The sequence below is a fragment of the Novosphingobium tardum genome, assembly GCF_042652045.1.
Classification (GTDB): Bacteria; Pseudomonadota; Alphaproteobacteria; order Sphingomonadales; family Sphingomonadaceae; genus Novosphingobium; species Novosphingobium tardum.
Genome location: NZ_JBHSDR010000004.1, coordinates 108,933 through 132,597 on the forward strand (window position 1 = coordinate 108,933; position 23,665 = coordinate 132,597).

General features: G+C 65.8%; 23 protein-coding genes and 2 riboswitches. Of the genes, 14 read left to right on the forward strand and 9 right to left on the reverse strand.

Features of this window, described 5'->3' with window-relative positions:
• Positions 1–57: 57 nt before the first annotated feature.
• Complete coding sequence (locus tag ACFO0A_RS06785; RefSeq protein ID WP_379538252.1) at positions 58–1,602, forward strand: S1C family serine protease; 1,545 nt, start codon at positions 58–60, stop codon at positions 1,600–1,602.
• Here the strand turns inward: ACFO0A_RS06785 and ACFO0A_RS06790 are convergent, their stop codons facing one another.
• Entirely contained in the window at positions 1,603–2,280 is a 678-nt protein-coding gene (locus ACFO0A_RS06790) for a dienelactone hydrolase family protein (RefSeq protein WP_379538253.1), read from the reverse strand.
• A gap of 221 nt (positions 2,281–2,501) precedes the next feature.
• Between ACFO0A_RS06790 and ACFO0A_RS06795 the strand changes: the two genes are divergently transcribed.
• The 5 genes from ACFO0A_RS06795 to ACFO0A_RS06815 all read left to right on the forward strand — a co-directional run bounded on the left by ACFO0A_RS06795 (position 2,502) and on the right by ACFO0A_RS06815 (position 7,319).
• A complete protein-coding gene (locus ACFO0A_RS06795) occupies positions 2,502–3,074 on the forward strand; it encodes a F0F1 ATP synthase subunit delta (protein ID WP_379538254.1) in 573 nt (190 codons plus the stop codon).
• Between the two features lie 2 nt (positions 3,075–3,076).
• On the forward strand, positions 3,077–4,606 hold the full coding sequence (atpA, locus tag ACFO0A_RS06800; RefSeq protein WP_379538255.1) for a F0F1 ATP synthase subunit alpha: 1,530 nt from the start codon (positions 3,077–3,079) through the stop codon (positions 4,604–4,606).
• A gap of 71 nt (positions 4,607–4,677) precedes the next feature.
• On the forward strand, positions 4,678–5,559 hold the full coding sequence (locus ACFO0A_RS06805) for a F0F1 ATP synthase subunit gamma (RefSeq protein ID WP_379538256.1): 882 nt from the start codon (positions 4,678–4,680) through the stop codon (positions 5,557–5,559).
• A 31-nt stretch (positions 5,560–5,590) separates the two neighbouring features.
• Positions 5,591–7,060, forward strand: coding sequence for a F0F1 ATP synthase subunit beta (gene atpD, locus ACFO0A_RS06810; RefSeq protein WP_379538257.1), 1,470 nt, complete (start codon positions 5,591–5,593; stop codon positions 7,058–7,060).
• A 1-nt stretch (position 7,061) separates the two neighbouring features.
• Positions 7,062–7,319, forward strand: coding sequence for an ATP synthase F1 subunit epsilon (locus ACFO0A_RS06815; RefSeq protein WP_379538258.1), 258 nt, complete (start codon positions 7,062–7,064; stop codon positions 7,317–7,319).
• Between the two features lie 33 nt (positions 7,320–7,352).
• Here ACFO0A_RS06815 and ACFO0A_RS06820 read toward each other — a convergent pair whose 3' ends face one another.
• Positions 7,353–8,318 carry a DMT family transporter gene (locus ACFO0A_RS06820; RefSeq protein WP_379538259.1) on the reverse strand — a complete coding sequence of 322 codons (966 nt, stop codon included), beginning with the start codon at positions 8,316–8,318 and terminating at the stop codon, positions 7,353–7,355.
• A gap of 121 nt (positions 8,319–8,439) precedes the next feature.
• Here ACFO0A_RS06820 and ACFO0A_RS06825 point away from each other — a divergent pair, with 121 nt between their 5' ends.
• From ACFO0A_RS06825 to ACFO0A_RS06845, 5 genes are all read left to right on the forward strand, one after another.
• Positions 8,440–9,447: a glycosyltransferase family 2 protein gene (locus tag ACFO0A_RS06825; protein WP_379538260.1), complete on the forward strand. Its 1,008-nt coding sequence runs from the start codon at positions 8,440–8,442 to the stop codon at positions 9,445–9,447.
• Positions 9,444–11,123 carry a hypothetical protein gene (locus ACFO0A_RS06830; protein ID WP_379538261.1) on the forward strand — a complete coding sequence of 560 codons (1,680 nt, stop codon included), beginning with the start codon at positions 9,444–9,446 and terminating at the stop codon, positions 11,121–11,123. The genes ACFO0A_RS06825 and ACFO0A_RS06830 overlap by 4 nt, the downstream gene beginning before the upstream one ends.
• Positions 11,124–11,207: 84 nt before the next feature.
• A complete protein-coding gene (locus tag ACFO0A_RS06835; protein WP_379538262.1) occupies positions 11,208–11,852 on the forward strand; it encodes a class I SAM-dependent methyltransferase in 645 nt (214 codons plus the stop codon).
• Positions 11,853–11,862: 10 nt separating this feature from the next.
• Positions 11,863–12,726, forward strand: a complete 864-nt coding sequence (locus ACFO0A_RS06840) for a hypothetical protein (RefSeq protein WP_379538263.1) — start codon at positions 11,863–11,865, stop codon at positions 12,724–12,726.
• A gap of 96 nt (positions 12,727–12,822) precedes the next feature.
• The gene (locus ACFO0A_RS06845; RefSeq protein ID WP_379538264.1) at positions 12,823–14,331 is read left to right on the forward strand and encodes a CpaF family protein; all 1,509 of its coding nucleotides are present in this window, start codon (positions 12,823–12,825) and stop codon (positions 14,329–14,331) included.
• 4 nt (positions 14,332–14,335) lie between these two features.
• On the opposite strand, the gene ACFO0A_RS06850 is transcribed toward ACFO0A_RS06845, so the two are convergent.
• The gene (locus ACFO0A_RS06850; protein WP_379538265.1) at positions 14,336–14,539 is read right to left on the reverse strand and encodes a hypothetical protein; all 204 of its coding nucleotides are present in this window, start codon (positions 14,537–14,539) and stop codon (positions 14,336–14,338) included.
• 64 nt (positions 14,540–14,603) lie between these two features.
• On the opposite strand from ACFO0A_RS06850, the gene ACFO0A_RS06855 reads away from it, so the two are divergent.
• Positions 14,604–15,506 (forward strand): DMT family transporter, encoded by a 903-nt coding sequence (locus tag ACFO0A_RS06855; RefSeq protein ID WP_379538266.1) that lies wholly within the window; start codon positions 14,604–14,606, stop codon positions 15,504–15,506.
• A 16-nt stretch (positions 15,507–15,522) separates the two neighbouring features.
• On the forward strand, positions 15,523–16,161 hold the full coding sequence (locus ACFO0A_RS06860) for a glutathione S-transferase family protein (RefSeq protein ID WP_379538267.1): 639 nt from the start codon (positions 15,523–15,525) through the stop codon (positions 16,159–16,161).
• On the opposite strand, the gene ACFO0A_RS06865 is transcribed toward ACFO0A_RS06860, so the two are convergent.
• A complete protein-coding gene (locus ACFO0A_RS06865; protein WP_379538268.1) occupies positions 16,154–17,710 on the reverse strand; it encodes a fatty acid--CoA ligase in 1,557 nt (518 codons plus the stop codon). The two genes, ACFO0A_RS06860 and ACFO0A_RS06865, sit on opposite strands and share 8 nt — an antisense overlap.
• A 146-nt stretch (positions 17,711–17,856) precedes the next feature.
• Between ACFO0A_RS06865 and ACFO0A_RS06870 the strand changes: the two genes are divergently transcribed.
• Positions 17,857–17,988 (forward strand): entericidin A/B family lipoprotein, encoded by a 132-nt coding sequence (locus ACFO0A_RS06870; RefSeq protein ID WP_379538269.1) that lies wholly within the window; start codon positions 17,857–17,859, stop codon positions 17,986–17,988.
• A gap of 65 nt (positions 17,989–18,053) precedes the next feature.
• On the opposite strand, the gene gcvPB is transcribed toward ACFO0A_RS06870, so the two are convergent.
• From gcvPB to gcvT, 5 genes are read right to left on the reverse strand one after another with little or no spacing between them, the layout of a single operon-like run.
• Positions 18,054–19,634, reverse strand: coding sequence for an aminomethyl-transferring glycine dehydrogenase subunit GcvPB (gcvPB, locus tag ACFO0A_RS06875; RefSeq protein ID WP_379538270.1), 1,581 nt, complete (start codon positions 19,632–19,634; stop codon positions 18,054–18,056).
• Entirely contained in the window at positions 19,631–20,989 is a 1,359-nt protein-coding gene (gene gcvPA / locus ACFO0A_RS06880; protein WP_379538271.1) for an aminomethyl-transferring glycine dehydrogenase subunit GcvPA, read from the reverse strand. Before gcvPA ends, gcvPB begins: the two co-directional genes overlap by 4 nt.
• Positions 20,967–21,824, reverse strand: a complete 858-nt coding sequence (locus ACFO0A_RS06885) for a hypothetical protein (RefSeq protein WP_379538272.1) — start codon at positions 21,822–21,824, stop codon at positions 20,967–20,969. Before ACFO0A_RS06885 ends, gcvPA begins: the two co-directional genes overlap by 23 nt.
• Positions 21,825–21,837: 13 nt before the next feature.
• Positions 21,838–22,209: a glycine cleavage system protein GcvH gene (gcvH, locus tag ACFO0A_RS06890; protein ID WP_379538273.1), complete on the reverse strand. Its 372-nt coding sequence runs from the start codon at positions 22,207–22,209 to the stop codon at positions 21,838–21,840.
• Between the two features lie 14 nt (positions 22,210–22,223).
• On the reverse strand, positions 22,224–23,369 hold the full coding sequence (gene gcvT, locus ACFO0A_RS06895; RefSeq protein WP_379538274.1) for a glycine cleavage system aminomethyltransferase GcvT: 1,146 nt from the start codon (positions 23,367–23,369) through the stop codon (positions 22,224–22,226).
• 50 nt (positions 23,370–23,419) lie between these two features.
• Positions 23,420–23,524, reverse strand: a riboswitch (glycine riboswitch).
• Positions 23,525–23,646, reverse strand: a riboswitch (glycine riboswitch).
• Between the last annotated feature and the right edge of the window lie 19 nt (positions 23,647–23,665).

The following is a 23,665-nucleotide window of genomic DNA, read 5'->3' on the forward strand; positions in this document are numbered from 1 at the left end:
GGAACCGGTGGTCTCGCCGGATTGCGCCGGCCGATGTTGACGCTAGCATCCCCGGCCATGCTTCGCGCCGCGTTTCTGCTGATCCTTCTCCTCCTGGCCGGGCCCGCGCGTGCGGAACCGTCGGATATCGCGGCAGCCGGGCGCGGCGTCGTGCGGGTCGTACTGGTGTCGAACGACGGCGGCTCGGTCCAATACGTGGGTCATGGTTCGGGCTTCGCGGTTGCGCCGGATCTCGTGGTTACCAACGCTCATGTCGTTGCACCGCTCCAGCAGGACGACACGATGATCGTGGGCGTGGTGCCGAGCGAAGGGAGCTCGGGCTATATGGCGAAGGTCGTTGCCTATTCGCCGCGCAACGACCTCGCCCTGCTCAAGCTCACCGACAAGGGCGCGATACCAGCACTCACCTTGTTTCAGGGTGCAGTGGCCGACGGCGCCGAAGTCTATGCGGTGGGCTATCCCGGCAACGTGGACCAGGCTCAGGGCCTGAGTTTGGCGGAGATCGTCGCGCCGCAGGCCGCCGTGAAGACACGCGGCTACATGTCCGCGGGCCGCTCCTCGCGCGAATTCGACACGCTGCTTCACACCGCACCGGTCGGAAGCGGAAACAGCGGTGGTCCTCTGCTCGACAGTTGCGGGCGCGTGATCGGGGTCAACAGCTTCGGAACATTGTCCGAAGGCGCCGATTCCGAGTTTTATTTCGCTGTCTCCATGCGCGAAGTGGCGACGTTCCTGCGCCAAGCCGGTGTGCAGCCGCGCGTCAGCGGGATGCCCTGCCGCAGCATTGCCGAACTCGATGCCGCCGAAACCAAACGCCAGCAGGCGGATCGACTTCAGGCCGACGCGATCGCTCGCCAGCAGGCCGACCGACTTGCGTTGAACCGCAGCAGGGCGACACGCGAGGCCGAGTTCGCGGTGCTGGACGAGCGGGACAACGGGTTGGCCCTCGCGCTGCTGCTAGCCATGTTCGCGCTGGCGGCGGGCGGCACTGCGGCGCTGTACCATCAACGCGAGGATCGTCGGAGCGCGACCATCGCGGGCGCCGTGGCAGCGGGACTGCTGATCGGGGCTGGATTGGCTTGGCTGAGCCGCCCGTCGCTGGCCTCCATCGACGAGCGCGCGGCCGAAGCGCTCGCCGCTCCATCGCCAACGGCCACGGGCGGAGTGGAGCAGCCGACGCCGGGAGCTGGCGCGCTTACCTGCATATTCGATCCCGAGCGTAGCCGGGCGACCGTCTCGGACGTGGCCGACGTCGCGCTGGACTGGTCGGCGGATGGCTGCGTCAACGGGAGGACTCAATATGGCCTTGCGAACGACGGCTGGTCGCGGATCCTCGTCCCGAACGACGAGGCGACGATCTCGCTCAACGCCTATGATCCCAAGACCCGCACCTACCGTGTCGAACGCTATCTCATGGCGCTCGACGCGATGACCAAGGCGCGGGCCGCGCGAAGTGGGTTCACTCCGCCCAAGTGCGGCGTGGGCGAGAGCGCCGCTCGCGCCTTCGGCGCGAACCAATCCGCGATCCGCGCCCTGTTGCCGCCGTCGCCGAACGAGCGGCTGGTCTATCATTGCCAGCCCGCGCCCGGCACGGACCGCTGATCAGCCCCCGCAGGCCTTGAAGAGGGCAAGCGTGCGTTCGAGTGCCAGCTCGGCGCTGGCCGGGTGGTAGTCCTTGCGCCGGTCCGAATTGAAGCCGTGCCCGGCCTCATAGACATAGACCTGCGCCATCGGATGGCCCTTCTCAATAAGGGCTTCGACCCCTTCCATCGGGATCCCGGCATCGAAGCGGCCGAAATGGGCGATCACCGGCCGGATCGGCGCCTCGTCCTTGAATTGGGTCGGTACCAGGCTGCCGTAATAACTTGATGCAGCGGCAATGTCGGGGCTGATTTGCGCCACTCGCCAGGCGATCGAGCCGCCGTAGCAATAGCCGACGACGAACACCGGCCCTTCGTTCTTGAGGGCTTCGATGCAACTTAACGTATCGTCCACGCTGAGCTGAAAGGGGTGGATCTCGCGCGCAAGCTGGACCGCCCGGGCAAAATCCTCGCCCGAATACCCTGATTCGAACCCGGGGTGCTCGCGGTCGAAAAGCGCGGGCGAAAGGACCTCGTAGCCCTCCCCCGCATATTCGTCCGCCAGTTCGCGAATGTGTTCAGTGACCCCGAAAATCTCCTGCAGCAGGACGACGCCACCGCGGCGCTTGCCATCGGGTTCGGCATGATAAACCCCGATCTCGGCTCCGTCGGACATCGTCATCCGAATCATTTCGCCCATCGCAGTACTCCCTGATGCTGCGAACGAAGCCGCATGCCTTTCCGCCTTTCGACAGGTAGACGGGCGGCGGGTCAAGACTCCTTTCCGCACCTTTGCGGAAGGGGCTGCAACGTGGCGCACCACGATCTTGCAATGCAGCACGATGCTTGCTAGGCGCGCCCCCGACGACGGGCCGCAGCGCCATTTCTTGTGCGCCGCATTCTGCCCTCGACCATCCGCGGATGAAGGACTTGCAGCGCGTGGAGAATTCCGGCGGCATTACGGCCAGCTTGGCAGGGCGCTACGCTTCTGCCCTCTACGACCTTGCCCGTGATCGCGGGCAGGTCGACACGGTCGAAAGCGACCTCAAGAATCTGGGTGAAGCGGTGCGCGAATCGGACGATCTCGCGTCGTTGATCCGCAATCCCGAAATCGGCCGCGAAGCCGCCGCCGGGGCGATGGACGGAGTGGCGCAGCTGCTCGGTGCCGGCCCGCTGGCGCGCAACTTCCTCGGCGTCCTGGCTGCCAACCGCCGGCTCGGTTCGCTGCCTGACATGATCCGCGCCTTCGCCACGATCGCCGCCGCCGCACGCGGCGAGCTTACCGCCCAGGTCACCAGCGCCCATCCGCTCGACGCCGGTCAGATCGATGCGCTTGCCGCCAAGCTCAAGGAGCGCGAGGGCCGCGACGTAAAGATCGATGCGAGCGTCGATCCCGAGCTCCTCGGTGGACTGGTCGTCCAGATCGGCAGCCGCCAGATCGACAGCTCGATCCGCACCAGACTCAATTCTCTCGCGAACGCGATGAAAGGCTGAAAATGAAAATCCGCGCCGCTGAAATTTCGAAGGTCATCAAGGACCAGATCGCCAGCTTTGGCACCGAGGCTCAGGTCTCGGAAGTCGGCTCGGTGCTCTCGGTTGGTGACGGTATCGCCCGCATCCACGGCCTGGACCAGGTCCAGGCAGGCGAGATGGTCGAGTTCTCGAACGGGGTTAAGGGCATGGCGCTCAACCTCGAATCCGACAACGTCGGCGTAGTGATCTTCGGCTCGGACGCCGAGATCAAGGAAGGCGACCAGGTCAAGCGCACCGGCACGATCGTCGACGTTCCCGTCGGCAAGGGTCTGCTGGGCCGCGTGGTCGACGGCCTCGGCAACCCGATCGACGGCAAGGGCCCGATCGTCGCCGAATCGCGTCAGCGCGTCGAAGTGAAGGCGCCCGGCATCATCCCGCGGCAGTCGGTCTCCGAACCGGTGCAGACCGGCCTCAAGGCGATCGACGCGCTCGTCCCCGTCGGCCGCGGCCAGCGCGAACTCATCATTGGCGACCGCCAGACCGGCAAGACCGCCGTCGCGATCGACACCTTCATCAACCAGAAGCAGGCGAACGCCGGCGACGACGAGTCGAAGAAGCTCTACTGCATCTATGTCGCGATCGGGCAGAAGCGCTCGACCGTCGCGCAAATCGTCCGGCAGCTCGAGGAAAATGGCGCGATGGAATATTCCATCGTTGTGGCCGCCACTGCTTCCGAGCCGGCCCCGCTTCAGTATCTCGCGCCCTACACCGGCGTGACGATGGGCGAATACTTCCGCGACAACGGTATGCACGCGCTGATCGTTTATGACGATCTTTCCAAGCAGGCCGTTGCCTATCGCCAGATGTCGCTGCTTCTGCGCCGCCCGCCGGGCCGCGAAGCCTATCCCGGCGACGTGTTCTACCTGCACAGCCGCCTGCTCGAGCGCGCGGCCAAGATGTCGGATGCCAATGGCGGCGGCTCGCTGACCGCGCTGCCGATCATCGAAACCCAGGCGGGCGACGTTTCGGCCTACATTCCGACCAACGTGATCTCGATCACCGACGGGCAGATCTTCCTCGAGACCGGCCTGTTCTACCAGGGCGTCCGCCCGGCGATCAACGTCGGCCTCTCGGTCAGCCGCGTCGGTTCTGCCGCGCAGACCAAGGCGATGAAATCGGTCTCGGGCTCGATCAAGCTGGAGCTGGCGCAGTACCGCGAAATGGCGGCCTTCGCGCAGTTCGGCTCGGATCTCGACGCGTCGACGCAGAAGCTGCTCAACCGCGGTGCGCGGCTGACCGAGCTGCTGAAGCAGCCGCAGTTCTCGCCGTTGCCGTTCGAAGAGCAGACGGTTTCGATCTTCGCCGGCACCAACGGCTATCTCGACGCGATCCCGACCAACCGGGTGACCGAATACGAGGCCGAGATGCTCAGTTGGATGCGTTCCGAGCACGCCGATATCCTGACCGCGGTCCGCGACAGTAAGGCGTTGGGCGACGAGCCCAAGTCCAAGCTCAAGGCCGCGCTCGACACGTTCGGCCAGCAGTTCGCGTAATCTTTCGCCAGCCCCGGTTCGCTCCGGGGCCGGCGGATCCCGGCCTTGGCCGGGAAGCACGGAAGTAGGGAATGGCAAGCCTCAAGGAACTCAAAGGGCGGATCAACTCGGTCAAGTCGACCCAGAAGATCACTAAGGCCAAGCAGATGGTCGCCGCCGCGAAGCTGCGCAAGGCGCAGGCCGCGGCGGAAGCCGCGCGCCCTTATGCCAGCCGGCTTGCCGAAGTGATGGGCAGCCTCGGCAGCCGCATCGTCGTCAGCGACAGCTCGCCCAAGCTCCTTGCCGGGACCGGCAAGGACCAGACGCACCTGCTCGTCGTCGCCAACAGCGACAAGGGCCTGGCCGGCGCGTTCAACTCCAACATCGTGCGCGCCGCGCTGGCACGGGCGGCGGAACTACAGAAGGAGGGCAAGACCGTCCTCTTCTACCTCGTCGGTCGCAAGGGCCGCGCCCCGATCCGGCGCGCGTACCCTAACGGCGTCAGCGCCAGCTTCGACACCACGACGGTCCGCGAAGCCGGATATGCCGAAGCCGAGAAGATCGCCGACGAACTCGTCGCAATGTACGAGGCGGGCAAGTTCGACGTCGCTCACCTGTTCTATTCCAGGTTCCGCAGCGCCCTGGTGCAGGATCCCACCGAACAGCAGATCATTCCCGTGCCCCCGCCCAAGAATGCGCCGGAAGTGGCCACCGGCGGCGCCGTCGTCGAATACGAGCCCGACGAGGAAGAAATCCTCGCCGCCCTTCTGCCACGCTACCTGCGCACGCAGATCTTCGGCGCGCTGCTCGAGAACATGGCGTCGGAACAGGGTGCGTCGATGACCGCGATGGACAACGCCACGCGCAACGCCGGCGAATTGATCAGCAAGCTAACCATTCAGTACAACCGCAGCCGCCAGGCCGCGATCACAACCGAACTCATCGAGATCATCGCGGGCGCGGAAGCGCTCTGAGATCGCAAGAATTCTAGGCAAGGAAACCAAAATGGCCACCGCACCCGTGCTCGACAGCACCACTCACAACACCGGTTCGGGCCGGATCAGCCAAGTCATCGGCGCCGTCGTCGACGTGGCCTTCGAGGGCGAGCTGCCGGCGATCCTGAACGCGCTCGAAACCGAGAACAATGGCAACCGCCTCGTTCTCGAGGTCGCCCAGCATCTCGGCGAGAACACCGTTCGCACGATCGCGATGGATTCGACCGACGGCCTGACCCGCGGCCAGAATGTTCGCGACACCGGCGCGCAGATTTCCGTGCCGGTCGGCCCGATGACGCTTGGCCGCATCCTCAACGTGATCGGCGAGCCGATCGACGAGCGCGGCCCGGTCAATGCGCAGAAGAGCGCGCCGATCCATGCCCCGGCTCCCGAATTCGTCGACCAGTCGACCGAAGCGGCGATCCTCGTCACCGGCATCAAGGTCATCGACCTGCTCGCGCCCTATGCGCGCGGCGGCAAGATCGGCCTGTTCGGCGGTGCCGGCGTCGGCAAGACCGTGCTGATTCAGGAACTGATCAACAACATCGCCAAGGGTCATGGCGGCGTGTCGGTCTTCGCGGGCGTTGGTGAGCGTACCCGCGAAGGTAACGACCTTTATCACGAATTCCTCGACGCCGGCGTCATCGCCAAGGACGCCGACGGCAACCCGACCCCCGACGGTTCGAAGGTGGCTCTGGTGTTCGGCCAGATGAACGAGCCCCCGGGCGCGCGTGCCCGCGTCGCCCTTTCGGGCCTGACGATGGCTGAATACTTCCGCGACGAGGAGGGCCAGGACGTGCTGTTCTTCGTCGACAACATCTTCCGCTTCACCCAGGCGGGCTCGGAAGTCTCGGCCCTGCTCGGCCGTATCCCTTCGGCCGTGGGCTACCAGCCGACCCTCGCGACCGACATGGGCGCGCTGCAGGAACGCATTACCTCGACCAACAAAGGTTCGATCACCTCGGTCCAGGCGATCTACGTCCCGGCGGACGACCTTACCGACCCCGCGCCGGCGACCTCGTTCGCGCACCTTGACGCCACCACCACGCTGAACCGCGCGATCTCTGAGCTGGGCATCTACCCGGCGGTCGATCCGCTCGATTCCACCAGCCGCGTGCTGACCCCGGCCGTCGTCGGGCAGGAACACTACGACACCGCCCGCCGCGTCCAGGAAACACTGCAGAAGTACAAGAGCCTGCAGGACATCATCGCGATCCTGGGCATGGACGAGCTTTCCGAAGAGGATAAGCTGACCGTCGCCCGCGCCCGCAAGATCCAGCGCTTCCTGTCGCAGCCGTTCCACGTTGCCGAGGTGTTCACCGGCATCTCGGGCAAGTTCGTCCAGGTCGAAGACACGGTCCGCTCGTTCAAGGCGGTGGTCGACGGCGAGTACGATCACCTGCCCGAAGCCGCGTTCTACATGGTCGGCGGCATCGACGAGGCGGTCGAGAAGGCCAAGAAGATGGCCGACGAGGCCTGACATGGCGCTGCACTTCGAACTCGTCACTCCCGCCCGGCTCGAACGGTCCGAGGAAGTCTACATGGTGGTCGTCCCCGGCACCGAGGGTGAGTTCGGCGTGCTCGAGCATCACGCTCCGTTCATGACGACGATCAGGGACGGTGCGCTGCGGATTTACAAGACCGACGGCGCCACGCCCGAGGAAATCCGCATCGAAGGCGGTTTCGCCGAAGTGAGCAGCAAGGGCCTGACCGTCCTTGCCGAGCACGTCGTCGCCTGACCTGACCTCAAATCACCGGTATCGCGGCGACCGTCAGTCGGTCGTCGCGACCACCGTTCTGCCTGATCGCCACAGCAGTAGTCCTGCGCCCACGATCACCGCCGCGCCGAGCAGCGACAGCGCATCGGGCAGGTCTCCGAAGACCGCATAGCCCACGACCAGTGCGACCAGCAGTTGCACGTAGGTCATCGGCGCGATCCGCGCCGCCGATGCGCGCTCCGCCGCCATGAACAGCAGCCAATGCGCGGTTGTCGCGGTCACCGCCACGATCGCGCAGCGCGCAACGATCGTCCAGTCGGGGAGCCCGATATGGAGCGGCGGGAAGCCGGACAGGTGCCCCGCCATTGCTGCGACCGCCATGACGGGCAGAGCCAAAAGCGCAACGAAGAACTGCATGGACAGCGCGGACTGGGTTCCGGCTACCGCGCGGTTTCCGATCATCAGGAGCGACATGCCCAGCGCCGATAGGAGTGGCAGGAGTGCGGCCGCGCCGACCGCGAGAAACGTGGGTCGCAGCACGATGACCGCCCCGACGAAGCCAAGAGCGAGCGCGGCGAAGCTTGCCCGGTTCAGGCGCTCGCCCAACAGCAGTGGCGACAGCAGGGCGGTCAGGATCGGACTCGTGAAGGTCAGCGCCGTGGCCTCGGCCTGCGGCATCAGGAAGAGTGACGAGAAAAAGCAGATCGTAGCGAGGGCAACCGAAAAGCCCCGCAGAACGTGCCAGCGCGGTCGAACCATCCTGAAGCCTGCCCGGCCCTGACTTCCCGCCAGCATCGCGCCAAGCATCGCCACGCCGATGGCATAGCGGGTCAGCGCAACGGCGGTTCCCGGCCAGGCGCCGGCGATGGTCTTGATCACCGAATCGCCGAGAGACAGCAGCACGAACCCTGCCAGGGCGAACAAGAGCCCCGCGTTCTCCCTGCGCTGCACGTCGATTGCCCCTTCCCGCTGGCGCGCCGCGACCCTGTGGGCGGCATCGGTAGGCGGCGCTACGCACATCGGGTGGCGGGCGCAATGCCCTTGGCGCGGCAACCCGGTCAGGTTTACCGAGTGTTAAACCACTGTGCTTAACAGCAACCTAAGCGCGGCCGGGGGGCGGCGGTCGGACGGTGGGGAACGCGTGACCAAGCTGATCATCCAGATCCCGTGCTTCAACGAGGCCGAGAGCCTGCCCGCAACCCTGATTGCGCTCCCCCGCGCCATTCCCGGCATCGATTCCATCGAAGTTCTCGTTATCGACGACGGCAGCGCCGATGGCACCGCCGAAGTGGCCCGCCGCTGGGGTGTCAGCCACATCGTCTCACACCGCCGCAATCGCGGGCTGGCGGCGGCATTCCAGAGCGGAATCGACGCCGCTCTTGCCGCCGGGGCGGACATCATCGTCAATACCGATGCCGATGGTCAGTACGTCGGCGCGGACATCGCGCTGCTGGTCGCGCCGATCCTGGCGGGCCACGCCGACATTGTCGTGGGCGATCGCGGCGTGGCCGATAACGCCCATTTCGGGCCGTTCAAGCGCAAGCTGCAGCGTCTTGGAAGCGCGGTCGTTCGGGGTCTATCGCGCAGCGACATCACAGACGCTGTTAGTGGCTTTCGCGCTTTGAGCCGCGCCGCGGCCCGCCAGATCACCATCACGACCGAGTTCAGCTATACCACCGACATGCTCATCCAGGCCGGGCGCAGGCGGCTCAAGATCACGAGCGTGCCCATCCGGACCAATCGCACCGAGCGCCCCTCGCGCCTGTTCAAGTCTATTCCCCAATTCATCGCGCGAACCCTTGTCACGATGGCGCGCGCCTATGCCACCTACAATCCGCTGCGGGTCTTCGCGGCGGCAGGCGCCGCCTGCGCGCTGGTCGGTGTGGCTCCCATCGTTCGCTTCATATGGTTTTGGGCCAACGGCTCGGGCAGCGGGCACCTTCAGTCTCTGGTCATCGGCGGTGCGCTGCTCGTCCTCGGCGTGCTCACCGCAATGATGGGCGTGCTGGCCGACCTGATCGGGACCAATCGAAAGCTGATCGAAATTTCGCTTACGAAGCTGCGTGCGATCGAAAGCAGGATCGACGAGGTCGCCTCCGGCCAGCAGTTACCCGCTGCGGTCTCACCATCGCGCGCGCGCCGGGCATGACATCTTCGGCGCAGGTAGCGCCGCCCGCCGGTCAGTCGGAGCGCCCGCTCGGCCTGACGCGCGCCGAGATCTGGATTGCGGCGGCAATTTTCACAATCCTAGCGCTCCAGATCCCGCTGCTTAGCCAGCGTGCGATCAACTGGGACGAATTCTTCCATTATTCCGAGGTCGAGGACCTGGTCCGCGGCACATTGTCCAATCCGCTTCAGACCATCCATACGCGCTTGTTCCGGTGGACCGTGGCGCTGCCGGGCAGCTCGATCGATCATATCGTCCTGATCCGCTGGTTCATGCTGGCCTGCGAGTGGTTCGTCGCTGTCGCAGTGGGCGGGATGGCCGCGCGCTTTACCGACCGGCAAAGCGGCTTGCTTTGCGCGCTGCTTTACGTGGCGACGGGCTTCGTCATCCAGCACGGGTTCTCCTATCGCGCCGACCCGGTTGCCGCCGCCCTGCTCATGGGCTCGCTGTGGCTGCTCTTGGCGTCGCGACTGAGCGCGTGGAGTACCGCCGCAAGTGGCGTGCTGCTTGGCCTTGCCGCCATCGTCACGATCAAGTTCGTGCTCTACTTCCCCGCCTTCGCCGGCGTGGCCTGGCTGCGCTGGAACGAGAGCGGCCGCTCGTGGGCCACCGCGTGGCGCATCGCAGGCATCCTCGCTGCGGCCGCAACGTCGTTCGCTGCGGCCTACCTGTGGCACGCGCATGGGCTTGGAACGGCGGGGGGCTCGCACGCGCAGGGAATGGCCAAACGCTCGGCCGAAACGATGTTCTTCATCGGCATACCGCCTTACATTCATTTCGCGGGCAAAGCCGCGCTGACCGCGCCGCTCCAGACTGTGATGGTCGCGCTGACGCCGTTGGCAATTGCCCGTTCTGCCCTGTCCCGTGATGCCAAGCTTGCGCTTGCCGGCCTGTTCCTGCCGATCGCGGCGCTGGCATTCTACCTTAACACCCTGCCTTACTTCTATGTTTTCATGCTGCCTCCGGTGATGGTCGCGGCATCGGCAGCGGTGCCCTGGGCGCTTCAGCGGCTAGGTGTGACAACGACGCTGATCGTCGTCGTCGGCTGCGCCCTCGCCGTGCGGGCGGTAGAGCCTTCGGGGGTCATCGACCGGCAGCGCCAGATTGTGGATGCGGCGCACCGCATCTTTCCGCAGCCCGTCGCCTACTTCGACATCGACGGCTTCATCGGCGACTTTCCCAAGGCGAACGGGTTCCTGACTGCCTGGGGATTCGAGCTCTATCGCGCCGGGGGCAGCCCCGCGATCCGCGAAACGATGGAGCGGATGCCCGTTCCCTTGCTGGTAGACGACCAGGATATCTTCGCCCAGGCCATCGCGGGGGGACGAACCGAAGGCTGGTTCCTGCCGCGCGACGTAGCGGCGTTGCGCGAGAACTACGTTCGCTTCTGGGGGCCGCTTTGGCTGGCGGGCAAGCGAATTCCGTCAGGCGCAGAGGCGACATCGATCGATGTCCTCGTGCCCGGAGCTTACACGGTGCACGGCGGACAGATCACGCTGGACGGCGTGGGATACACGGCTGGCGACATCCCCGATCTTGCGCGCGGCAAGCATCTCGTTGGCGCAGCCCGAGCTGTGCCGGTCACGCTCGTCTGGGGTCGACGCTTGGCGAAGCCTGACAGCGACCCGCCTCCAAGCCCCTATTTTACCATTTTCTAGCGACGGCTCGGCGGCGCGCCTTGCCATCGAAGCAAATCGTTAACCCTGTTCGCGTAGCCAAAAGCGGCAATCAAGAGCGGATCCATGCAGACGATCAAGCACACATACGCCAACATGGCGCACGCGATCGGTTCGGTCGCCCCGATCCGCCGATGGAGCGACGGTGCAGCACAGTCCGATGCCTTCGGGTTGGGCCGCTGGCTGGCTTCGCTGCTGGCGATCCACGATGTCGCACGCATGGTTCAGCTCGATTGCCCGTGGTGGAATGTCGCGGCCACACGCCAGATCGATGCTTTCCTCCGTGCACGCCCCAACGCCCGGGTGTTCGAATACGGATCGGGCGCGAGCACGGTCTGGCTCGCCCGCCGTGCGAAGGAAGTCATCTCGGTCGAGCACGACCAGCGCTGGATGGGCAAGGTTCATGCCTTGCTCCGAGGTTTCGGAAACGCCAGCCTTCTTAATCGCGAGCGAGACGCCGGGGCCTACAGCGCGGCGATTGACGAGTTTCCCGGCACGTTCGACCTGATCGTCGTCGACGGACGCGACCGCGCCGCGTGCCTGAGCCACGCGGTCACCCGGCTCGCCCCGGGCGGTATCGTCCTTTTCGACGATTCGGGCCGACGCCGCTATCGAACGGCGATTGCGGCCTGCGGGCTGAAAGAGCGGCGCTTCTTTGGCCGTTCCTTCTGCGTCCCCTATCCCGACCACACCAGCATCCTCGCGCGCTGAGGAGGCGGGTTTGCGCTCCCAGAACCCGCGCAGCCTGACGCGAACCGCGTCCCGCCTCGGAGGCGGACTGCTCGTCGTGGCGAGCGTATGGTATCTTGCCATGCGTATCGGCGCGCTCGACTGGGCGACGCTACGAGCCTCGCTGACCCCGCAGGCCTGGGCCCTCACTATGCTGGCCTCGGTCGCATATGCAGGCCTTCTGTCGCTGCTGGCAGTGGCTTGGTCGGGCCAGGCGTCGGCTTCTCGTCGCGTTTCGCTCACTGTCGCGATTGTGGTCTATGGCCGGTCGCTCATTGCCAAATACCTGCCCGGCTCGGTGATTCAGTATGCTTCGCGCCAGTGGCTCGGCAGCGCGCAGGGTTGGCAGCAACGCGGCATGGCGCGCGCCAGCGCGGTCGAAATCGCGCTGCATGTGGCGATATGCGCGTGCCTCGCGGCGCTTCTTCTGTGCCGGCAGCACGCACTCGCCCTGCCCGCCGCTGCGATCGCTATCGCAGCCGCAGCGCTCGTCATCCGTCTGGGAGGGCCCGGCTCGGCACGCGCGGCGTTACTTCAACTCGCCTTCTTCGGCGGCTTTGCCGCCCTCGTGGCGGCGATAGCGTGGAGCCTCGGCGCGCCCGCAGGCGCGCAGGTCATGACGGGATGGTTTCTCACCGCCTGGCTTGCGGGCTTTCTCGTGCCCCTTGCACCGGGCGGGATCGGGGTGCGCGAAGCTGCCATGCTGGCTTTGGCGGGACATGACCCACGCAATGCCGGAGCCGCGCTGGCGCTGGGGCTGACGCTCAGGCTGGTGACCCTGGCAGGCGACGCGGCCTTCTCACTCGCCGCCCAAGTTCTCTCGCAACGAGCGGCGGTACACAGTGTCGCATCTTAGGAAATCCTCAAAGTTTGTGGATTATTCACCACGCTTCGAGATCGACTGTCAGCCATCATCCACGGTGGCACGACCCAATCACCATGGGGGTGAAGAATGAGCGCTTTCGGGCGGAAGACCGGGATCGGCGGAATGACCGGGGGGGCCCGTCCCTCGTTCGGTGTAGCCAGGCCGATGAAGGGCGCGGAAACCGGCAAGGCGGCGCCGCCTCCGGCGCACGGCGGTGACCAGTTCCCCCCTCTGCCGCAGGAAGCGGCCGCTCCCAGCCCTAACGCCGAGGCGCTGACTCGCCTAGCTGAGCGCGCGAACGGCGTTCACGAAGGCAATTACCAGGCCGAAGGCTTCGAGGCCTCGGTTCACAAGATCAAGGAGCAGGTCCTTCCGCGCCTGCTCGAGCGCGTCGATCCCGAGGCGGCGGCCACGCTGACCAAGGACGAGCTGTCCGAGGAATTTCGCCCGATCATCATGGAAGTGCTGGCCGAGCTCAAGGTCACGCTCAACCGCCGCGAGCAGTTCGCGCTCGAGAAGGTGCTGATCGACGAGCTCCTCGGCTTCGGCCCGCTCGAAGAGCTGCTCAACGACCCCGACATCTCGGATATCATGGTCAACGGTCCCGACCAGACCTACATCGAAAAGAAGGGCCGGCTGGTCCTCGCCCCGATCCAGTTCCGTGACGAATCCCACTTGTTCCAGATCGCCCAGCGGATCGTGAACCAGGTCGGCCGCCGCGTCGACCAGACCACCCCACTGGCCGACGCCCGCCTCAAGGACGGCAGCCGCGTCAACGTGATCGTCCCCCCGCTGTCGTTGCGCGGCACCGCGATCTCGATCCGTAAGTTCTCCGAAAAGCCGATCACCATCGACATGCTTCGCGACTTCGGGTCGATGAGCGACAAGATGGCCACCGCGCTCAAGATTGCGGGCGCTTGCCGGATGAACATCGTCATCTCGGGCGGTACCGGCTCGGGCAAGACCACGATGCTCAACGCCCTGTCAAAGATGATCGATCCCGGCGAGCGCGTGTTGACCATCGAGGACGCGGCCGAGCTTCGCCTCCAGCAGCCGCACTGGCTTCCGCTCGAAACCCGCCCGCCAAACCTCGAAGGTCAGGGCGCCATCACCATCGGCGACCTCGTGAAGAACGCGCTGCGTATGCGCCCGGATCGCATCATCCTCGGCGAAATCCGCGGCGCGGAGTGCTTCGACCTGCTCGCCGCGATGAACACCGGCCACGACGGTTCGATGTGCACGCTTCACGCCAACAGCCCGCGCGAATGCCTTGGCCGTATGGAAAACATGATCCTGATGGGCGACATCAAGATTCCGAAGGAGGCGATCAGCCGCCAGATCGCGGAATCGGTTGACCTCATCGTCCAGGTCAAGCGCCTGCGCGACGGTTCCCGCCGCACCACGCAAATCACCGAGGTGATCGGCATGGAAGGCGACGTCATCGTCACCCAGGAACTGTTCAAGTTCGAGTACCTGGACGAGAGCGAGGACGGCAAGATCATCGGCGAATTCCGCCCGTCCGGCCTGCGCCCCTATACACTGGAAAAGGCGCGGCAGTTCGGCTTCGACCAGGCGTTCCTCGAAGCCTGCCTCTGACGCTCTAGCCCGCGAACCAGGCGCGCAAGGCCAGGCCCAGCGCGACGCAGGCGATCATCAGTGAGCCGAAGAAGATCGGCGTCCACGGCATGAAGCCTGCCGCGTCGAGATTGGTCCGGCGCACCCGGCGGCGATCGGCCAGAGTCGCCACGAGCGCGATCAGCGCCGCGCCGAGTCCAAGAATGCCGAGTTGTTCGGTGCCGCTCATTGCGAGGCAAGATGGGCACGGCGCGGGTTGATCGCAAGGCACCGCAAGCTATGCGAGGCAGGGCATGGCTCCTCCCCATCAACGCCCGGTCCTCGCCCTCGCCATCCGCCTGCTTGCGATGGCGCTCATCGCCGGCATGTCCGCGCTGGTGAAGCTGGCGAGCGAGGCCGGTGTACATCTCGCCGAGATCATCTTCTGGCGCCAAGCGCTGACCCTGCCATTGCTTGTCGGTGCACTTGCCGCCACCAGACACCTTGGCCAGCTTCGCACGGAACGCATCCCGATACACGGCCGCAGGGCGATGCTGGGGCTGATCGGGATGTTCCTCAACCTCGGTTCGGTCACGCTCCTGCCGCTGGCCGAGGCCACCACGCTCAGCTTCGTAGCGTCGCTGTTCGCGGTGATGCTTTCGACGGTCCTGCTGCGCGAACGGGTTGGCGCCATCCGCTGGCTCGCCGTCGCGCTGGGTTTTGCCGGTGTGATAATCATCACAAGTCCCGGGCACTCGACGCTTCCGGCACTCGGTCTCGCCACCGGCATCGGCGCAGCCTTCATGAATGCGCTCATCGCGATCCAGGTTCGCGACCTGGGCCGGACGGAGCGGCCCGTGACCATCGTCTTCTGGTTCTCGCTCTTCTCGACCGTGCTGCTCGCGGCGATCCTGCCCTTCGTCATCACGCATCACGACACACGGACCTGGCTCCTGCTTGCAGCGATCGGGCTGAGCGGACTTGCCGGGCAACTCGCGCTGACCGCCGCGCTGCGCCTCGGCCCGGTCTCGTCGGTCATCGTCATGGACTACACCAGCCTGTTCTGGGCGACGCTGTTCGGCTGGCTGGTCTGGAGCCACCTGCCGCCGGCCTCGACCTGGGCGGGCGCGCCGATCATCATTGCCGCCGGCCTCGTCATCGTGTGGCGCGAAAATCGCCTCGCGCGGACGAAGCCGATCGGCCCCGTCGCAAGTTGACCAGGAGATCACGAGAATGACGCTTCCCCGGCTTTACCACTGCCGCGATGCCCGCTCGCTGCGCTGCCTCTGGGCGGCGGAGGAAGCCGGTTTTCCGATCGAGCTCGTGATCCTGCCCTTTCCGCCCCGCGCCTTCGCGCCGGAATACAAGGAGGTCAATCCGCTCAAGACCGTGCCCGGCTGGGTCGAGAACGGCACCCTGCTTACGGAATCTGTCGCTGTCTGCGAGAGGATCGCTGCCGGAACCGACCTGGAGGTTTCGCGAGACGAGCCCGATCACTGGGTCTGGCGCAACTGGCTGCACCGCGCCGACGCCACGCTTACCTTCCCGCTCGCAATCATGCTCCGCTACACCGTGGTAGAACAGCCCGAGCGGCGGCTGGCGCAGGCCGTGGAGGATTACCGGGCCTTCTTTTCCGGCCGCGCGCGCAGCATCGAGACCGAACTGCAGGACGGCCGCGAGTGGCTTTGCGCCGGGCGCTTCACCATCGCCGATATCGCCATCGGCTATGCCATCCACCTAGCCAGATCACTGGGTGCGGATACCGATCTGGGTCCGCTTACCCAGGCGTGGTTCGACCGTTGCCGGGCGCGCGAGGGTTACCGTCGCGCGCTGGCACGGCAGAAAGGCGAAGCTGCCCCGCCGGTTAGTTGACCTGGCGGTCCATTCCTTCCCAGTAGGGTTCGCGCAGGCTACGGCGCATGATCTTGCCGGTGGGATTGCGCGGCAGGGCGTCGATAACGTCGATCGACTTGGGCACCTTGAACCCGGCGATCCGCTCGCGCGTCCAGGCGATCACGCTGGCCGGATCGACCGCGTGGCCCGGCTTGGGCACCACACACGCCTTTACCGCCTCGCCCCACTTGGCGTCGGGAACGCCGATCACCGCAACTTCGGCCACATCGGGGTGCCCGTAGATCGCGCTTTCGACTTCCGCCGGATAGACGTTCTCGGCGCCGGTGATGATCATGTCCTTGATGCGGTCCTGGATGTAGACGTAGCCGTCAGCGTCCATGTAGGCGGCGTCGCCGGTGCGAACCCAGCCATCCGGCGTGACCGTCTTGGCCGTCGCATCGGGCAGCTTCCAGTATTCGAGCATGTTGTTGCTCGAACGCGTCGCCACTTCGCCGACCTGGCCCAGCGGAAGTTCGTTGCCGTCGTCACCGATGATACGGATTTCCACGCCCGGCAGGGCCTTGCCCGCCGATCGCATCCGCTCGTTGCCGTTGAGATCGTGATCCTCGGGCGGCAAGGCCGCGATCGTGCCGGTGGTTTCGGTCATCCCGTAGCACTGGACAAAACCGGCGTTAGGAATCGTCTCGACGGCCTGCCGCAGGAGTTCAAGTGGAATCGGAGCAGCGCCGTACATCACGAAGCGCAGGCGTGAAAAATCGGCGTTCGCCGCTTCCGAATGCTGGATGACCATCTGCAGCGCAGCGGGCACGATGAAGAAGCGCGTGATGCCCTGGCGCAGCGCCTCGAACACTCCCTCGGCGGAAAATTCGGACTGTACGATGCCTCGCACGCCCGCGCCCAGCGCCATCACCCCAAGTCCGGTGCCGCCGATATGGGCACACGGCATGCACACCAGGATCGCCTCGTCGTCGTCGTACATCGACCAGGCAAGGCCGGAATTCGCGCCCGCCGCACGCAGGCCGAACAGGTTGCGCGAACTCAGCACCGCGCCCTTTGGGTTTCCGGTGGTGCCGGAGGTATAGAGCTGGAGAACCGCGTCGTCGGGCCCGGCAGGCGTGTATTCCTCGGGCTCGGGCGTGCCGGCAAACCAGTCACGTGCCTCGGACGCGCTTACGACCCGCGGCTTGTTCGGGAGCCTCGCCGCGATTTCGCGCGCGCTGTCGACGAATTCGTCTCCGGCGAAGATGAGCTTGGCCTCGGTATCGCGGAAGATGAATTCCGCCTCCATCGGGGCGAGGCGCCAGCCCACGGGAACGGTCACGATCCCGGCGCGGCCCGCGCTGAACAGGAGCTGGAAGTATAGGTCCGAGTTCTTGCCGAACCACGCAATCCTGTCGCCCTTCGCGACGCCGGCGGAATTGAGCGCGGCAGCGGTCTGGCGGGAAAATTTCTCGAGGCCGGCGAAGCTGAGTTGCCGCCCGCTTTCCTGAAGGACCGTGGCGTCGGGCCGTTCACGCGCCCAATGTGTGATGAAGTCATCAAAACTTACGAGAACGGTGTCATCCATGGTAGTCGGCTCTCCCACCCGGCACTTTGCGCCGCGGTCACGATCGTCTGGGTTCAATGGCAGGAACTTGGCCGAATTCAAATCGTTTGTCGGGGGCTTGCTCCAAACCTGCGTGCCAGTGCGCGCTGCAATGAAGGATAGAAACAATGTTCCGCAAGATTCTGCTCGCCGCGACGCTTGGCGCGATCACGATGTCGGCCACTGCATGCAACACGGTCAAGGGCGTGGGCCGCGACATCGAGTCCGTTGGACAGGCCGGCGACCGCGCCATCCGCTGACGCAGCGACAAGAGGTTCTCCCGGGCGGCCCCGCGCAGTGCGAGGGGCCGCCTTTTCATTTCACATTAGTTGCCGGTAGCCTGCCAGGCCAGCACCGGCTTGCGAGCCGCCTGGGTTTCGTCGAGCCGGCGACGCGGCGCGAAGTGCGGCGCGGACTTCAGGCTCTCGTCCCCGGCCTTCGCACGCGACGCGACGCTGCGGACCGCACCGATGAACTGGTCGAGGCTGGCCTTGCTCTCGGTCTCGGTCGGCTCGATCAGCATTGCCCCATGAACGACGAGCGGGAAATACACCGTCATCGGGTGATAGCCTTCGTCGATCAGGCCTTTCGCAAGGTCGATCGTGGAAAGGCCGCCCGCGAATCCCGCGTCACTGAACAGGGCCTCGTGCATGCAGGAGCCGCTCTTGCCGAACGGCGCATCGAGCACGTCATCGAGGCTGCGCAGGATGTAGTTGGCGTTTAGCACCGCGTCTTCGGCAACCTGCCGCAGGCCGTCCGCCCCGTGGCTCAGGATATAGGTCAGGGCGCGGGTGAACATGCCCATTTGCCCATGGAACGCGGCCATGCGTCCGAAAGCCTGCGAATGGCCGTCGGCAGCGTCTTCCTCCTCGATCAGCCGGACCGACCCGTCAGGGCCGCGCGCCGCAAACGGCAGCGGCGCGAACGGGGTCAGCGCTTCCGACAGGACGACCGGGCCCGAACCCGGGCCGCCGCCGCCGTGCGGCGTGGAAAAGGTCTTGTGCAGGTTGATGTGCATCGCGTCGACGCCGAGGTCGCCCGGCCGCACGCGGCCGACGATGGCGTTGAAGTTGGCCCCATCGCAATAAACGAAACCGCCAACCGCATGAACAGCATCGGCGATCTTCTTCAGATCCGGCTCGAACAGGCCGCAGGTGTTGGGATTGGTGATCATCACCCCCGCGACGTCAGGACCCAGGCGCGCCTGCAGCGCTTCGAAATCGACCCGTCCGGCGGCTGTCGCCGGAATGCTCTCGACCCGGTAGCCCGCAAAGGCGGCGGTCGCCGGGTTGGTGCCGTGCGCGCTTTCGGGCACCAGCACCACCTCACGCGGATCGCCGCGCGCCTCCAGCGCGGCACGGATGCACAGCAGTCCGCACAGTTCGCCGTGCGCGCCTGCCTTGGGGGTCATCGCCACGCTGTGCATGCCCGTAAGCTGCACCAGCCAGTCGGCAAGCTGGCTGATCACCTCGAGTGCACCGCGCACGGTCTGCTGCGGCTGGAGCGGATGGATGTCGGCGAAGCCCGCCATCCGGGCGACCTTTTCGTCGAGCCGCGGGTTGTGCTTCATCGTGCAACTCCCGAGCGGGAACAGGCCGAGGTCGATGGCATAGTTCTGGCGCGAAAGGCGGGTGTAGTGCCGCACGGTCTCAGGCTCGGACAGTCCGGGCAAGTCGAGCGGGGCGCTGCGCTGGAACGGCAGGGCGGCAGCCGCGCCAGGCACGCGATCGAAATCGACGCCGGTCTCTCCGACCTTGCCGATCTCGAAAATCAGCGGTTCCTCGAGCATCAGCGCACGGTTGCCGGTGAAGGTCGGATCCACGGGTGACTCATGATCGGGGTGCTGGCGCGGCCCCATCTCGGGACGCCAACCTGCGGGGTTGAGCTTGGAAACGGTCTCGGTCATGCCAGAATCTCCGCCAGTGCGGTGCCCAGCGCCTCGATGTCCTCGGGCGTGGTGGTTTCGGTCGCCGCGACGAGCAGCCCTTGGGCAAGCTCCTCGTGCCCGGGATAGAGCCGGCCGCATGAGACGCCGCCAAGAATGCCCCGGTCGGCCAGCTCCCGAACCACCTCGCGCGCGTCGCCCGGCACTCGAACCGCGAACTCGTTGAAGAAGATCGGGTTCACGATCTCGACGCCCGGAATTTCAGCCAGGCGCGCGGCGGTCTGCCGCGCCCGGTGGTGGCTGAGGGCCGCCATTCGCGCCAGCCCCGTTCCACCGAGAAGGGTCATGTGGATACTGAATGCAAGGGCACAAAGCCCTGAGTTCGTGCAGATGTTGCTCGTCGCCTTCTCGCGACGGATGTGCTGCTCGCGCGTCGACAGGGTCAGCACGAAGCCGCGCCGTCCCTCGGCATCCACGGTCTCACCGCACAGTCGCCCCGGCATCTGCCGCACGAACTTGGAGCGGCAGCCGAACAGGCCCAGATAAGGACCGCCGAACTGAAGGCCGACGCCAATGGCCTGACCTTCGCCGACCACGATATCGGCGCCCAGCACACCCGGGCTTTCGAGCATGCCCAAAGCCACGGGCTCGGTAACGACGACGATCAGCAAAGCCCCCTGCCCCTGTGCGGCCGCGGCGATGGCTGGAAGGTCCGGGATCCGGCCCATGATGTCGGGATACTGGACGACAACGCAACTCGTCTCCCCATCGATCCGGGTGGCCAGCGCCGCATCGCCGGGATCGGCCTCGAGCCGGGGCGCCTCGCTCTCGATACTATCGCCGGTGAAGCGCGCCATCGTCCGCACCGTCTCGACGTAATGCGGGTGGAGGCCCGAGGAGATCACGACCCGCTGGCGCCGCGTGATGCGCCCGGCCATGGCGATCGCCTCCCAGCAGGCGGTCGAGCCGTCGTACATCGACGCGTTGGCGACTTCGGTTCCGAGCAGCCTGGCGACTTGCGTCTGGAATTCGAACAGGACCTGAAGCGTGCCTTGCGCGATTTCGGGCTGGTACGGCGTGTAGGCGGTGAGGAACTCGCCGCGCTGGATCAGGTGATCGACGCTCGCGGGAACATGGTGCCGGTATGCGCCTGCCCCCAGAAAGAACGGCGCACTTCCTGCCGAAAGGTTCTTTCCAGCCAATGCTGCCATGTGTCGCTCGACTGCCATTTCGCTGGCATGGAGCGGAAGCCCCTCGAGCGGGCCCGCCAGTCGCGCGTCGGCGGGAACGTCTACGAACAGATCGTCGATCGACGTCGCGCCGACTGTTGCGAGCATCGCCGTTCGATCGGCGTCACGAAGCGGTAGGTAGCGCATGATCATCCTTGTTGGCTTGGGGCGCGAGCGGCTGGCCGCTGAGGAGCCGCGCGGTGTCGACGAAAGTGCCTGAATAGCGGTGGTTGCCGATGTGATCCGCGTGCATCGTGGGGCAAAGCCAGAGGCGCAGGCCAGCCGACCTTACCCTGTCGCAGAACGCGAAGTCCTCGGAGCGGAATCGGCGGGTGACCGGATCGATGCGAGGGCCATAGAAGGCGTAAGCGACCTCGCCCAGCCCATGGGCCGCCCGCTCGCGCTGATCGGGCTCGAACGCGAGTTCGGGGCACGCTTCCATCATCCGCAAGAACGTGGCGCGGCGGACCATCGAGTAACCGGCGGCAATGGTCTCGGCCTCCACCGGCTGGTCGAGCCTGATCGTCCGTTCCGCAGCTCCGCCGAGATAGACGGGCATGTCGCCACCGAAAGCCGCGAGGCGGCCCGCGTCCACCCCCGCGCCGGCGGCCGCCGAAACGCCCTGCCAGTCGATCGACTTGCGCGGGTAGCTGCCGGCGATGACGTCGTAGGGCGTGTCGTCCGCCTGCCACGCGAGCATTGTAAGGACATCGTCCGCCCTCGCGACGACGTCGGCATCGATGAAGCACAGATGCGTGCAGTCCGACCTCATGAACTCGTCGACGATAAGGCAACGCGCTCGATCCGCGCTGGCCTGATTGACGATGAAGGACAGCCGGAAGGGCACGCCCCTTTCGCGCAGCTTCAGGCCAAGCTCGACCAGCATCGCGGCATAGGCGCCGTGGCACATTCCCTCGTACATCGGGGTGCCGATCATCAGGCGGCGCCCGGCAAGGTCGGTCGAGAGTGGCAGCGAGGCCATGCGGAATGAAGGTTCAGAGCGCGTCGACGAAGGCGCGGTAGGCGTCCTCGTCCATCAGTCCGTCTATTTCGGACTTGTCAGACAGTGTCATCTTCCAAAGCCAACCATCTGTTTCCGCAGCCGAGTTCACCAGCTCCGGCTGCTCCTCAAGGCCGGGGTTGGTGGCGGTCACGGTGCCGCTGACGGGGCTGTAGACATCGGAAGCGGCCTTGACGGAATCGACGACCGACACGCTTGCCCCGCGCGCCAGGACGGCGCCCTCGGCGGGCAATTCGACGAACGTGATGTCGCCAAGCTGGCCCTGCGCATAATCGGTGATCCCAACGGTGGCGTCATCGCCGTCCAGGGCGATCCATTCGTGATCCTTGGTGAAATAGCGGGCCATTTCAGGCGACTCCTTTAGCGGTGATAGCGGTGGGGAACGAACGGGAGAGTGGCGACCGTCAGACCGATGAGCTTGCCGCGGACCTCGGCTTCGAGCGCGGTGCCGGGCACGGCATGGTGAGCATCCACATAACCCATCGCGATCGGCCGCTGCAGCGTGGGCGAAAACCCGCCCGAAGTAATCTGACCGATTGGCTCGCCACCAGGAACATGGATGGACGCGCCCTCGCGCACTGCCATCTTTCCCTCGACCAGCAGGCCGACGCGCTTGCGCGCCGGAGCCCCCATCGAGGCGAGGATCGTTTCGGCGCCGGGAAACCCGCCTTCGGCGCGGCGGCGCTTGTTGATCGCAAACCCGAGATCGGCCTCAATCGGGTCCGTTTCGGGACCGAGGTCGTGGCCGTAGAGAGGCAGCCCGGCCTCGAGACGAAGGCTGTCGCGTGCGCCGAGCCCGATCGGACGCACTTCGGGCTCGGCGCACAGCGCATCGGCGAAGCTGGCGACATGATCGGCCGGAACGGAAATCTCAAAACCGTCTTCGCCCGTGTAGCCCGAGCGACTGACCCGCAGGGGCACGTCGCCCCAGCGGTACGGCGCCGACTGCATGAACTTCAGTTCGTGGGCGGCGGACCAGCCTTCGTTCAGCGGAACGAGGCCGAGGCGCTCCACCACCTGGGCCGCCTCGGGGCCCTGGAGCGCAAGCAAGGCATCGTCGGCAAGGTGATTGACCGTGATCTCGTCAGGCAGATGTTCGCGCAGGTGCGCAATGTCGTCCCACTTCGTCGCACCGTTCACGACAATGTAGAAGTGGTGGACCGCGTTGGTCACCATCAGGTCGTCCAGAATGCCGCCGTCCTGGTCGAGCAGAAGCGAATAACGCACCTGTCCGGGTTTCAACGCGGCGAAATCGCCCGGCATCAGCGCTTCGAGCGCGGCGGTCGCGCCATCGCCCGATACATCGAGCTGGCCCATGTGGCTGACGTCGAACAGGCCTGCGTGTTCGCGCGTCCAGTTGTGCTCGGCCATGATGCCCTCGAACTGGACGGGCATCCAGTATCCGGCGAATTCCACCATCCGCGCGCCGCGCGCGCGGTGCCAGGCATCGAGCGGCAACGTGCCGACTTCGGGGATTTCCTCGTCAATGTCTGCGATATCGCTCATGAAATCCTCCGCAACGCAAAGCCTTCGCCGGCCCTTGCGGACCATGGCATCGGGCCCCCTCTGTCACGGAAACCTGAGAGCTTTCCCGCGCGAGCCGCGGTTACCCCTTCGGTGGCCCGGCGAAATCCCGCAGGGCGCTTTCCAGAGCGTCGCTATCGACCCGCGCGGTCCTTGCTGCCTGAGAGATTCCGGGGCGGTTGCTCCTTCGGCGCCCGATGATCCGAGAAGGGCCGGCAGGCCCGCTCGCGAATCGCCGGGGCTCTCCCGCGTGGTCAGCGACGGGGGCAGCCTTGGCC